The sequence below is a fragment of the Leucobacter salsicius M1-8 genome (genome assembly GCF_000350525.1).
Lineage (GTDB): Bacteria > Actinomycetota > Actinomycetes > Actinomycetales > Microbacteriaceae > Leucobacter > Leucobacter salsicius.
The window spans coordinates 18,990-32,027 of the sequence record NZ_AOCN01000011.1 but is presented as its reverse complement, the minus strand read 5'-3'; the positions used below and the strand labels follow the sequence as shown (position 1 = coordinate 32,027).

Sequence of the window (13,038 nt, the reverse complement as noted above, 5' to 3'; positions counted from 1 at the left end):
TCAATCCCCGTGCCTAACGGCCCGTGCTGCCTGGAAGGGCCGGCCCGCGCCGGCCCGCCAGCAGCCGGTCGAGAGCGAAGAAGACGTACCCCACGCCGATCAGTGTGATCGCGAGCACAGCAACCCGCGCGAATACGCCGCCCCAGCCATGGCTGGCGACATCCAGGAACGGGTATGCATAAGTTTGGCCGGGTACAAACCCCCCGCCGAGGCCACCGTAAGTCAGCGCGAACACCAGGTACGCACAGGGGATGAGCGCCCACAGGAGCGGGTCGAACCGGCGAAAGCTGCCCTTGGGTGTGAACAATGCCCAGTCGATCACGATGAGGCATGGCGTGATGATGTGGATCAGGTTGTCGGTGAGCGAGAACGGTTCGTAGTTGCTGTTCTGCACGAATGACGCGGGCACCAGCACGATCAGGTAGACGAGCATGGTGACGGTGATCGCCATCATGACAGCCCCGCCCACGCGCGGTGACGGCGTCGAAAACCCGCGCCCGCCCCGCTGCGCGAGGTCACGAACCGTGGCCCAGACGAGCACGGCCATCCACACGAGACACAGCACGTTGCTCTGCACAGTGTAGAACAGCAGGGAATTCCACACGGGCTCCCCAGAGAACAGGCCCGTGATGCGCACGATTCCGGTGACGATGAGTGCCAACGCGATCACGCGGTAGATGAGCGCGATCGGACGCAGCGGGATCGCCATTGAGCGGTTGGCCGCCGAAGCGTGCGCGCCAGCGGGAGGGGAGGTCGCGGGCCCGGCGGTGGGCGACGTGTGAGACATAGCCCACAGTGTAGAACGTGGAGGGTAACCTGCGCTCGCTCCGTGGCCAGCGTTCGGCTGTTGAGGAGTGACACGACACGTGACAGGTTTCGTGACTGTCGTGCGGCCTGGCGGTCGCACGGGACTACACTGGGCTGAGCAGCGCCGCCGCTCATCGTTGGGGGCGCAGTGTGCGAACCAGCGAATCGGAGGCAGCATGGCGGCGGGAAACAAGCGGGTGCGCCTGGATCAACAGGTGATTGTGGAGGGCGTGCTCGAACTTGCGCGCATGGATCCCTCTAGCCGCATCACATTCAAGCGACTGGGCGAGGCGCTCGGAGTCGATGCAACCGCCATGTACCGCCACTTCCGCAACAAGGACGAGCTCACGCGCGCGGCCCTGGACCGGCTGATCGGTGCCGCCGCAGACGCCGGCCGCAATGCACCTGGCAACTGGCGTGAGCGCCTCGAAGTGTTTCTCTTCAGGCTTGCCGAGCTGAGCCTGGAGCACCCGTCGATCGCGAGCGAGGGCGCAATCATCGACGCAGCCGGCCCCGGTGATATCTCGGCCGACGACCTCATTCTCGAGCTCCTGACCGAGGGGGGGCTCGAGGGCGCCGCACTGATCAAGGCCTATGCCGCGATCTCGGGCTTCTCGCTCTCACAGGGTGCCGCGCTCGCCCAGGAGGCGATGTCGAGCGAGGGGGTCGCCCGCGACGGGTCGATCCCGTGGATCGGCAGCTACGGAGCCACGAACCTCGCCGACTACCCCCACGTCTACGCCCATCGCGACGCGCTGCTCGCGATCAGCGGCATGGACGTGTACCGTGCGGGCGTTACCGCAATCCTCGACGCGACCGAACGCGCGGCCGAGGATTCGATCCGGATCGCTTAACCTCCAACCAGCGAGCCACCCGGGCTTGCGCGCGTTCCTCGGCGCCTCCGAGGCATAGAGTGGACGCATCTGGCTCGAAGAGGAGGGTGCCGCGGTGACGGACGTGACAGAACTGACGGACGCGGGGCCGAACGACTCGGGCCTAGAAGACACCGTCGCGCTCTTGCAGGCGATGATTCGCGAGGCCTGCGTGAACGACGGCAGCATCGAGTCGGGCCAAGAGGTGCGCAACGTCAACGTGCTGCAGCGCTTTCTCTCGGAGGCGGTGGGTTCGGGACGGCTCGAGACCCACGTGTTCGAGTCTGCGCCGGGCCGTTCCTCGCTGATCGCGCGCGTGCGCGGCACCGATCCCTCCGCGCCTGCGCTTGGCCTGGTGGGACACCTCGACGTGGTTCCCGTGAACCCCGACGGCTGGAACCGCAACCCGTTTGGTGGCGAGCTCATCGACGGCGAGGTGTGGGGGCGCGGGGCCGTTGACATGCTGTATCTCACGGCGGCATTCGCGTGCGTGACGCGCGACCTGGCGCTCGCTGACGAGCCGCCGCGCGGGGACCTCGTGTTGCTCGCCGTCGCCGACGAGGAAGCCGGGAGTGAGCACGGCATTCACTGGCTGCTGCGTGAGCACCCCGATGCGGTGCGGGTCACCGAGGCGATCTCGGAGTCGGGCGGCATGCGCATGGGCCGGCACGTGGCCATCGAGGTCGCCGAGAAAGGCTCGGCCGGCCGCCGCCTCGTTGTACACGGCACCCCCGGCCATGCATCGATCCCGTATGGCGCGGCGGGGGCCGCGACCCGCATGGGCGAGGTACTGCAGCGCCTCAGCTCGGTGACCCCGATTGCGCAGCTCGGACCATTGTGGTCGGCATTTGTGGCGGCACGCATCGATGATCCGGATCTTGCCGAGCGCATGCTCGACCCCGTGCGGCTCGACGCGGTGTTGCCAAAGCTCGGCGGCATCGCTGGCTATGCGCACGCCATCTCGCGCATCACGATCTCCCCCACCATTTTGCGTTCGGGTCACACGCACAATGTGATTCCCTCGCGCGGAGAACTCGACCTCGATATTCGCACACTCCCGGGCACCACCGACGACGAGGTCGACGAGCTGTTACGTGCGATGCTGGGAGACTTGGCCGACACCGTTGAGATTGAACACTTGCGCGGCTGGCCCGCGACCGCATCGCCGGCCGACACCGGTTTGTTCGAAGCGATCTCGCGGGCCGTCACCGAAGTGAGCGGGGAGCCCGTGGTGCCGATCATGGCCGCGGGCGGGTCGGACAATCGCGTGCTGCGCGGCCTGGGCATTCCCGCCTACGGGTTTGGGTTGCTCGGCCCCGAATGGAGCTACGAGCGGTACCGCGAGGGCGTGCACGGTAACAACGAGCGCATCGACCTCGGGTCGATCGGGCTCACGCTCGCGGCATTGCGCCGGATCGTGGCCGATCGGGTGTTGTAACCCGGGCCCTGCACCGAGCGCGCGCAAAAATGCGCGACTTCTTTCGTTTCTCGGTGGGTCAGAGACGGAAGAAGCCGCGCATTTTGTAAAGAACGGTTAGTCGAACAGTTCGCCGAGGAAGTCGAACGGCTTCTTCTTCTTGCGCGACCCGTAGCGCGGGTCGTAGCTGTCGTGGCGGTCGTCGTAGCGCGGGTCCCGGCGGTCGTCGTAGCGAGGCTGTTGCCCGTAACCCTGCTGCGGGTAGGCCTTCTGAGGGGCCTGGAACTGGGTCGGCGGCGTCTGGGGCGCCGGCGCCGCAGGAGCGGCCGGGGCAGCTGGCGCGGAGAGCGCCTCGGCTTCAGCCTGGGCGCGCTCGAGAATCTTGTCGAGCTCGCCGCGATCGAGCCACACCCCGCGGCACTGCGGGCAATAGTCAATCTCGATGCCCTGGCGTTCGCTCATGAGCAGGGTCGTTCCGTCGCTGGGACAATTCATGTTTTCACTGTAGAGGTGCTCCGCCTGAGAAGCGCTGACAATCGCGCACCGTTCGCGGCTGAGACTCAGGGTTGAGCAATGAGACCGTGGCGCGGCGGTTGGCGTAGAGAACCCTCTGCCCCCGTCTCGAACGCCGTCGCATATGCCAAGAGTGCCGGGTCACTGTAGGCCGCGCCCGCAAACGTGAGGCCAACAGGCATATTGATGTCGTGCATGATGCCCATCGCGACGGTAATCGAGGGCAAACCGAGGTGGCGAAACGCATAGTTGCCGTGAGAAAAGAATGTTCCGTTGGCCCAGGCGAGGTCAGCCGCTTCGGTGTCAGTGTCGGCGCGCGCGGGGCCAACGTCAGCATTGGCGGGAAAAACGATGGCGTCGAAGCCCTGGTCCTGTAACCACGACTCTACGAGTGATTCGCGCAGGTCGACCAGCGCTCGAAGCCCTCGTGCGAATTCCGGGTGCTCGCGAGGGTCCGCGACTCCCGAGCGCGCATGATCGACCACGCCCCTGAACCGGTCCTCGTGGTCACCGACGCGCTCGTAGCGGTCGGGGAGCGCGCCCACGGGTGTCGGGTAGATCTCGGCAGAGTCGACGTCCCCCAGGCGCGACAGTTGCGGGTCGCCGTTGGCGAGCAAGAAGTCATCCCAGCCGAAGGCGAGAAAGTTATTGAACTCGATGTCAGACCAGTTCTGAGGGAGGTCACCTAGCTTGCCTAGGAACTTTTTTCCCGGATGGTCGCCTTCGTACGCTGTCATCAACGGAAATTCGGTGACGATTACCTCTGCCCCCAGGTGCTCCAACCTTGCGCGAGCTTGACCCCAGAGATGGAGGATCGAAGGCCGTACCGGCAAGGGGTAGCTCGGATCCTGACCGAGATACATGGCGGGCACCGCGAACCGTTTGCCTCGCAGCGCATCGGGATCCTGCAGATCCAGGTAAGAACCGGGGCGATGTGCACTCGGCAGTGGCAGCGGAACAACATCCTGGTTGCGCCAAAAATCGCCTCGAGTAATCGGGTCGTCCTGTACCAGCACATCAAGGAGTCGAAGCATGTCTGGCATAGATCGGGTGTGCGGAACGACCACGTCGCGCGCAGGGAACAACGGCCAATTGCCGCGGATAGACAGAATCCCCCAGGACGGGGTGTATGCGCAGAGGGCATTGTTCGAGGCTGGGCTTCGGCCTGAGGAGACCGTCTCCTCGCCCATGCCAAACATGGCGAAGTTGGCGGCTGTCGAAACGCCAGAACCATTGGACGAGCCTGACGCGTAGGCCGCTGCAAGAAAGTCGCGGTTGTACGGGCTTTCTGCCCGGCCATAGATTCCCCGCTGCATGCCGCCGTCCGCCATTGGCGGCATGTTGGTCTTGCCGATGAGGATCGCCCCAGCCTCGCGTAGACGCGCAACTGAGAATGCGTCCCACTGTGCAATGAGCTGCGCAAACGCGGGGGAGCCTGCCGCAACAGTAAGTCCCTTCGCCATGTATGAATCTTTGACAGTGAACGGGATGCCTTCAAGATTTCGAGCAGTTCCCTCGCGCCATCTTGCATCAGCTGCTGCGGCTTCGGCGCGCACGTGCGGGTTCATGACGATGACAGAGTTCAACCCATTGGTGCCTCGATCAAACTCATCGATACGGGCGAGGTATTCGTCAATCAGCTGGGAGCAAGTGGTCTTGCCCGCCTGAAGGGCCGCCAAGACCTCTTCGATGTCAGCTTCGACGGGGTCAAATCGTTCGCCGTGCTCCACCGGGACTCCAAATCTTTGTTGAAAGGCTCTGTCGAGAGCATGCAGTGTGCGTCAAGGCACCTGCTGCTCAGTCTTCCAGGCAAGATGCCCCGAATCCAGCGGCAATCTACTCCGTTATTTGCTCAAATGTTGTGCTTATGCCCATCCAACGACGAGCCGGGCTGCCTGCTCTGGCACCATGGGGTCGACTCCAGTGAGCTCAGCAAATCGGCGAATTCTGTTGGTGAGGGTATTGCGGTGGCAGAACAATTCAGCAGCAGACTCCCTGATGCTGCCGGTGCGCAGGTAGCTGCGGGCAGATTCCTCGAGTCTGGCCCGCTCGGCTGCCCCGCACTCGGCAAGTGCTCGGTGTACATCCGAGAGGATGCCATGCCCCGAAGCCGCAAGATGATTTGCCGCGAGCCGGGCCCATCCGCGATCCCAGGTCATTGCTCCAGATTCGTGTGGTGCCAACAGGAGCGCCAGCTCGCGGGCATCGGCGCCGACCTGGCGCAGCTCATGCAGTCCGAGGTCGGCGAAGGCCACGCCCACGCGCATCTCAAACAGCGTGCGACGTAGCACTTCGAGTCGTGTCCCAGGCAGTGTTAAGCGGCGAGTAAACGCAATGAGGGCGTCACCGAGGTGATGGGTGAACACCTGTGCACCTGCGCGGGAGGCATCAGACACGAATACGCGGAGTGCAGGGATGTCATCGCCCACGGCCGCAACCGTGACGAGGGGAGCCCCCGGGGTGAGGCCCAATTCAAGTTCCATGGAGGCGATGCGCTCCGGGGGAGGCGGGGGGCCCTGGAATAACGAGGCGATCAGGCCCTGTCGCACAGAGCTGGCCTCGTCGAGCATGCGTTGGCGTTCGGCGGCGTAGGCCTGCTGAGTCTGGCCCGCGTAATCATCGACCGCCTGTAGCACGATTCCCGTGTGCCGAATCACCAGTTCTGCATCGCTCGTATGTGCGACGCGTGTGAGCGCTTCCCACAGCACGGAGAAATCAAGACGAATGGCGGTCATGAGGGCAGTGAGCGGAATCCCCGCGCGGGCGCGAGATACTCCGACGTCGTTGGCGACCGAGAGTGGCTCTGTGAGCCCGCCGTCTCGCAGCCCGTGCACGAGCGCTACGAATGAGAGTCGGCCGGTGCGCCGCACTTCGGACCGGGGAAAGGGGAGAGGGTCGTAGCCGGGAACAGTCCCCAGCCGAGACACGAAGGTTTCGGTGAGCTCGGTGGCATCGAGCTGGTCGAGGAGTTCGTGCCAGCGTTTCGCGTCACCGGGCAAGGGCACGCCTTGGAGGGCGCCCGTCGCAATTCTGCTCATGCGCCCAGCATAAGTGCATGTGCACAACGGTGGGTGGAATTCTGGTCAACTTTGCCCCATGAAACGGGGCGCATTCCCTGAGAAGCTCGTAGGTATGCTGTTGCGCATCATGGATGATGCTGGCCGCAGCGCACCTCACTACCCACCCCTCGATGGAGAGAGTTCATGAGTCAACTATCCAATACGACGTCGATTGAGTACGCCGCCACACACGAACTAAGTATCAAGGACGCGAACAAGGTTGCCTTGGGTGCCCTGATCGGCACAGCCCTTGAGTGGTACGACTTCTTCCTCTTTAGTGCGGCTGCCGCGCTCGTGTTTAACGTGCAGTACTTCACGAGCGCAGACGCCAATGCTGCGGCGCTCGCCTCTTTCGCGACGTTTGGTGTGGGCCTTGCAGCTCGCCCTATCGGTGGCATAATCTTTGGCCGAATGGGCGACCGGATTGGTCGCCGTAAGGTGCTGATGATCACGATCGTCGGTATCGGTATTATTACCGGGCTCATCGGCTTGCTGCCGACGTTTGCCGCGATTGGTATCGCCGCCCCCATCTTGCTCGTGCTACTGCGTGTGGCGCAGGGGCTCTTCGTCGGCGGCGAGTGGTCGGGCGCCATGACGATCGTGGTCGAGAATGCCCCGCTGCATCTGCGCGCTCGTTACGCGGCGATTCCACAGATCGGTTCACCTATCGGCACGATCCTTTCGTCAGGTGGCTTCTTCGTGATGACGCTGCTGTTCTCCCAGCAGAGCTTTGACGCGTGGGGCTGGCGTGTCCCGTTCTTGCTCGCCTTCCCGCTGCTGCTCGTCGCCGTCTACATTCGGAGCAAGCTGGAAGAGTCACCCGTGTTCCGTCAGCTCGAAGAATCGGGCGAACTTGTCAAGAGCCCAGTGCTCACGACCTTCCGTGAAAGCTGGAAGCAGGTCATCGTTGGCATGGCGGCGGCTCTGCTCGGCGTAGGTGGTTTCTACCTCGTTACCGCCTTCTGCGTTTGGTATGGCGTCAACGAGCTCGGATACAGTTCGTCGCTAATGCTGCTGGGCAGCATGATCGCTGCTGCCGTGGAGATTCCAGTGTTGATCTGGGGCGGGCGCCTGGGATCCAAGTACGGCGCCAGCCGCGTGATCCTGTGGGGCGGTATCGTTTCGGCGCTCGTCGCCGTACCCGCCTTCATGCTGCTGTCATCGGGCAACCCGGTGCTCGTGGTGATCGCGATGACGCTCGCGGTGGCAACTCTGTCGCTGCCCTACGCGGCCTCGGGCACGGTGCTCACCGGCCTGTTCCCCGCGAAGACGCGTTACACCGGTGTGGGCATGGCGCAGAACGTCGCTGGAATGTTGTCAGGCTTTATTCCGTTGCTTGCCACTGGCTTCGTTGCCGCGGCAGCCGGGCACTGGTGGCCCGCCGCCGCAATGCTCGTCTTCCTGTCATTGTTCACCGCAGTCGCGGGTTCGATTGCACCCCGCCTCAGCGTGAAGCTGCCCGGCTTCAAGCACTAGGCGCCCACCTGATCCGGCCGGCCGGCACGCTGCCGGCCGGATCCCAAGTTTTATCCGTTACCCGTCAATAGAACGAGGAGCTCATGTCTCAGTCAGCAGGCCATCTGATCGTGCGCGCATTGGAAGCGCGCGGTGTGGAGCGAGTGTATGCCGTTCCCGGAGAGAGTTACCTCGACGTGCTCGATGGTCTTCACGACTCAGGGATTGAGACGGTTGTCTGCCGTCACGAGGGCGGGGCTGGGTACATGGCGCTCGCCGAGGGGCGCCTCACGGGGCGCCCCGGCGTCGCAATGGTGACCCGCGGGCCGGGTGCCGCTAACGCGATGGTCGCCATCCACACGGCGTGGCAAGACGCGACGGCGCTCGTGCTGTTCGTGGGCCTGGTTCCTGTCAATGACCGCGAACGCGATGCATTCCAGGAATTCAGTCTCACGGGATGGTTCGGCTCGACGGCCAAGCGGGTCATGACAATCGATGATCCGGATCGTGCCGGGGAACTCACTGATGAGGCGTTCCGGATCGCGGCCAGCGGCCGCCCCGGCCCCGTCGTTGTGGGCCTTCCTGAGGACTTGCTCATGCGGCAGACCGCCGCGCCCACGCCTACACCCGTGGCGCCGCCGCGACCCGTGCCCGCCGCTGTCGATGTTGCTGAGCTCTGTGCGCGTCTCGCCAGTGCAGAGCGCCCCGCGTTTGTGCTTGGCGGCGACGGTTGGGAGCAGGGGCACGGCCGAACGCTCGCGAACTTCGCTGCGGAAGCGGGCGTACCCGTGTTCTGCGATTGGCGTGCCTACGATGCGGTGCCTCACGACACCGCAAGCTACGCGGGATGGCTGGGGTACGGGCGTGCCGACGCCGTAGCTGCGGGGTACGGCGAGGCAGATCTGCTGGTATTCGTTGGTTGCACGCGTGCCGATGTGCTGAGCGACGGCTATACAAAGGGGTTCGACGCTGAAACGGTGCTGGTGATCCAGGATCCAAACGCCGCAACGCACTCAGGTCGTATCGACCAGCACCTGCTTGCCACCTCTGCCACGCTGACGGAGGCCCTTGTCGAGTATGGCCCGGCGGCGGCTCGCGGCAGCCGAGAGGACACCTGGATGCTCGGACGGGTCGAGGCGCAGCAACGATTTGCAGCGCACCGCCCAGACTCCTCCGTGCCCGGAGTGGCTGGTGCCTCGGGGGTTCCTGCTGGCGTCGAGAACCCGGGTGTCGATCTCGGGATCGCGTTTGGTGTGCTTGATGACCAGCTGGCAGGCGAAGCGATTCTCACCTTCGGCGCGGGCAACGCCACGATCTGGGCGCACCGATTTGTGCGCCATCACGCCCCTGCCAGCTTGGTAGGGGCCCGTAACGGCGCGATGGGGCTGGCGGTGCCTGCTGCCGTCGCAGCGGCTCTGATCTCGCCCGAGCGCAAGGCCGTCGCAGTGTGTGGTGATGGTGACTTCCTGATGAATGGCCAGGAGCTTGCGACAGCGTTCGCGCATGGCGCGGCCCCCCTCGTGATTGTGGTCGACAACGGCATCTACGGCACGATCGTGCAGCACCAGGAACGCCACTACCCGGGTCGCCCCTCGGGCACCAAGATGGTGAACCCTAACTTTGCCGATTGGATGCGCTCCTTTGGAGGGCACGGCGAACACGTGGTGAACACGGAAGACTTTGCGCCTGCCCTCGAGCGTGCGCTGCAGGCCGATGGACCGGCCCTCATCCACGTCGTCATCGATTCGTCGGTGATGCCTCCCGCTTCGAACGAGGGTTAACTCATGACTCTGCAACTGGACCTCATTATTTCCTCGCGTGAGATCCTCACGCTCGACCCTGCACGGCCCGCGGCCACGCGCGTCGGCGTGATGAACGGCCGCATCGTCGGCTTCGACGAAGAGCTCGACGGGCTTTCCGCGATCCGGAGCGAAGACTTCGGCAGCGCGACTGTGACACCTGGCCTCATTGATGCGCACTGTCATACCTCGTGGTGGGGCCTCGGGCTCACCGCGGTTGACCTGAGTGTTGTGCGTGGGCTCGATGCGCTCTATGCCGCGATCGCCGAGGAAGTGGCTCGGTTGGACGCTCTCGGTGACTCGGACGCTTGGGTGCACGGGACCGGCTTCAACCAGGCGCATCACGGCGGGCTGTTTCCCAGCATTGACCGCCTCGACGAGTTGACGGGCTCACGCCCGCTCTACCTGCGCCATACCTCGGGGCACGCCGCCATCACCAACTCGGCCACACTGCGTCTCGTGGGAGCGTTCGACGAGGGTTTCGCAAACCCGACGGGCGGCGTCGTCGTGCGCGATGCTGGCGGTTACCCGACGGGACTCATCGAGGAGTCAGCGCAGGGGCTCGTGCAGAGGCTATTGCTGCCGTATGCGACCGAGCACCTGGTTGCGGCGCTCGACGCAGCCACCTCGCGCTACGCAGAGCAGGGGATCACTAGCTTTACCGAGGCCGGTGTCGCTGGTGGTTGGATTGGACACAGCCCCATTGAGGTCGCCGCGTACCAGTCCGCTGCGGAGAGAGGCCGGCTGCACGCGCGCGCGCAGCTGATGCCTACGATTGATGCGCTGCATCCGATTACGGCCAATGCCACCGACTTTCAGGGCACCGGATCGGGTACAGGGATCGACCTGGGCATTCGATTCGGGTTTGGCACAGAGCAGGTGCGCTTCGGTCACGTCAAGGTATTCATGGACGGTTCGTTACTGGGCGCGACTGCGGCAGTCACGGAGGACTTCTGTGGCCACCACAACCACGGCAATCGCGGCTACCTGCTAGATGATCCCGAAATTTACCGCGAGCGGGTACTCGGGGCGTACCGGGCGGGGTGGCCGCTCGCGCTCCACGCGATCGGAGACGCAGCGATCGACCTCGCGCTCGACCTGATCGACGAGGCGCAAACCAGCTATGGGCGGTATGACCTGCCGTGCCGCATCGAACACTTTGGCATCGCTCGCCCAGACCAGCTTGTAAGGGCCGGCGCCCTTGGCATCGCCGTGACGCCGCAGGCAGGGTTCATTAACGCGTTTGGTCAGCAGATGGCCGACCAGGTGGGGCCCGAGCGTGCTGACTGGTTGTATCGCGGCCGCTCCATCATCGACGCGGGCATAGTGCTGGCTGGCTCCTCTGACCTGCCGGTCGCCGACAACAACCTGCGCCGAGGCATGCAGTCCGCCGTCGACCGGGTGACGGAGGCCGGCACGCTACTGGGGGCGAACGAAGGGATCACCCGCGAGGAGGCGCTGCGCACACACACGGAGTGGGCGGCTATCGGCACCGGTCAGATCGACGACAAGGGCACGCTCGAGCGTGGCAAATTCGCCGACTTTACCGTGTTCTCTGGTTCACCCCTCGACGCCGACAATATCGGGGCCCTCGATATCGTGGCAACCGTCGTGGGAGGGCGGTTCAGCTACGATGCCCGCGCGCAGAATACGCGCGACTAGTTCTGCTGTAGAACATCTGAAAAGCGCAACTTTCCCCGCAAATTTGTGACGACACCAATGAATCGCCGGGCGGTCAGCCGCGGCACACTGAAACATCTGCGAAAGGACGCACCATGACGGAGCCGACGACCAGCGACCGAGACGTGCGTTTCCTAGCCGACTGGGAGGACCACACCAAGTTTGGGGCAGTCGAGGGCAGCATTGGCGTGGAGCGGCAGGCAGCCAGCCAGGCAGACGGTGAACAACGCAAGTGGTTCGCCGAACTGCTCGAGACGAATGGCTTCAGTGTGCACCGTGATGCGATTGGCAATCAGTTCGGTCTGCTCGAATTGATGCCGGGCGCACCCTATGTGCTCACGGGGTCACACATGGATTCGCAGCCGACTGCGGGCCGGTTCGACGGAGCATACGGTGTGATGGCGTCGGCCCACGCGTGCATCCGTGTGGCCGCAGAACTGCGGGCACACCCCGAGCGTGCGCGGTTTAACCTGGCGGTCGTCAACTGGTTTAACGAAGAGGGGTCGCGGTTTAAGCCCTCGATGATGGGGAGTTCGGTGTTCACCGGGAAGCTCGACCTCGAGACAGCCCTCGCGACGACCGACCCTCACGGGATCAGTGTGCGCGCTGCGCTTGACGACATCACCGAGCGTGGAAACTTCTCTGGGCTCGACGTGGCATCGTACGCCGAGATTCACGTTCAGCAGGGGCGCAGCATGGAAGATGATGGAATCACAATTGGGCTGGTCAACGCCACTTGGGCGGCCCACAAATTTGAGTTCAAGATCACGGGTGAGCAAGCGCATAGCGGCTCGACACTGATGGCCGACCGCCGTGATGCGCTGTTGGGGGCCGCTCGACTCGTCGTCGCCGCGCGCGACCTTGTCAACGAGTTCGACGATGGGCTGCTCCATACCGCCTGTGGAGAGATCAACGTGTACCCGAACTCGCCAGTGGTCGTGGCGAGCGAAGTGCAGTTGTTGTTTGACCTGCGCTCGCCGAGCTCCGAGGTGCTGCGTGACGCCTACGATTCAGTCATGCGGACGGTGGAGAAAGTGCAGCGCGAAGACCGAGTCGAGATCGAAATCGTAGCTGAGCACAGCTGGGCCCAGAACCCGTATCCCGAGGTTGGGGTCGAGCTCGCCAGAGTTGTGGCCGAAGAGCTGAACCTTACCCACGATCGGGTCATGACGGTTGCCGGTCACGACTCCACCAACATGAAGGACGTCGCCCCAACGGTCATGCTCTTCGTGCCGAGCGTCGACGGGATCTCCCATAATCTCAATGAGTTCACCCGCGACGAAGACCTGATCGCGGGCCTGCACCACCTCACTGGGGTTGTGCAGCGACTCGCTGAGGGCGCTCTGGCCAGCTAACCGGGAGGCTGTTCCAGTCCGTTTCAATCCCAGGAACGATGCTGGCCTGGTAAATATGCGTGTCCTTTTCCGCTTCTCAAC

Annotated in this window: 10 protein-coding genes; 6 read left to right on the top strand and 4 right to left on the bottom strand. The window is 64.1% G+C overall.

All coding sequences use genetic code 11. The features are described from left to right. Positions 1–13: 13 nt before the first annotated feature. Positions 14–787 carry a Pr6Pr family membrane protein gene (locus tag C795_RS0103875; protein WP_017792447.1) on the bottom strand — a complete coding sequence of 258 codons (774 nt, stop codon included), beginning with the start codon at positions 785–787 and terminating at the stop codon, positions 14–16. Between the two features lie 196 nt (positions 788–983). Between C795_RS0103875 and C795_RS0103870 the strand changes: the two genes are divergently transcribed. Beyond that, the gene (locus C795_RS0103870; RefSeq protein WP_017792446.1) at positions 984–1,661 is read left to right on the top strand and encodes a TetR/AcrR family transcriptional regulator; all 678 of its coding nucleotides are present in this window, start codon (positions 984–986) and stop codon (positions 1,659–1,661) included. A gap of 94 nt (positions 1,662–1,755) precedes the next feature. Beyond that, on the top strand, positions 1,756–3,117 hold the full coding sequence (locus C795_RS0103865; RefSeq protein ID WP_017792445.1) for a M20/M25/M40 family metallo-hydrolase: 1,362 nt from the start codon (positions 1,756–1,758) through the stop codon (positions 3,115–3,117). 96 nt (positions 3,118–3,213) lie between these two features. Here the strand turns inward: C795_RS0103865 and C795_RS0103860 are convergent, their stop codons facing one another. From C795_RS0103860 to C795_RS0103850, 3 genes are all read right to left on the bottom strand, one after another. Further along, positions 3,214–3,591: a TFIIB-type zinc ribbon-containing protein gene (locus C795_RS0103860; RefSeq protein ID WP_026139432.1), complete on the bottom strand. Its 378-nt coding sequence runs from the start codon at positions 3,589–3,591 to the stop codon at positions 3,214–3,216. Positions 3,592–3,656: 65 nt separating this feature from the next. Further along, the gene (locus tag C795_RS0103855) at positions 3,657–5,339 is read right to left on the bottom strand and encodes an amidase (RefSeq protein ID WP_017792443.1); all 1,683 of its coding nucleotides are present in this window, start codon (positions 5,337–5,339) and stop codon (positions 3,657–3,659) included. A gap of 135 nt (positions 5,340–5,474) precedes the next feature. Further along, on the bottom strand, positions 5,475–6,647 hold the full coding sequence (locus tag C795_RS0103850) for a helix-turn-helix domain-containing protein (RefSeq protein ID WP_051053751.1): 1,173 nt from the start codon (positions 6,645–6,647) through the stop codon (positions 5,475–5,477). Between the two features lie 165 nt (positions 6,648–6,812). On the opposite strand from C795_RS0103850, the gene C795_RS0103845 reads away from it, so the two are divergent. The 4 genes from C795_RS0103845 (at position 6,813) to C795_RS0103830 (ending at position 12,957) form a co-directional block, all read left to right on the top strand. Continuing rightward, positions 6,813–8,144 carry an MFS transporter gene (locus C795_RS0103845; RefSeq protein WP_017792441.1) on the top strand — a complete coding sequence of 444 codons (1,332 nt, stop codon included), beginning with the start codon at positions 6,813–6,815 and terminating at the stop codon, positions 8,142–8,144. Between the two features lie 83 nt (positions 8,145–8,227). Then, a complete protein-coding gene (locus tag C795_RS0103840) occupies positions 8,228–9,904 on the top strand; it encodes a thiamine pyrophosphate-dependent enzyme (RefSeq protein WP_017792440.1) in 1,677 nt (558 codons plus the stop codon). A gap of 3 nt (positions 9,905–9,907) precedes the next feature. After that, positions 9,908–11,584: an amidohydrolase gene (locus C795_RS0103835; protein WP_017792439.1), complete on the top strand. Its 1,677-nt coding sequence runs from the start codon at positions 9,908–9,910 to the stop codon at positions 11,582–11,584. Between the two features lie 113 nt (positions 11,585–11,697). After that, positions 11,698–12,957, top strand: a complete 1,260-nt coding sequence (locus tag C795_RS0103830) for a M20 family metallo-hydrolase (protein WP_017792438.1) — start codon at positions 11,698–11,700, stop codon at positions 12,955–12,957. The last annotated feature ends 81 nt before the right edge of the window (positions 12,958–13,038 follow it).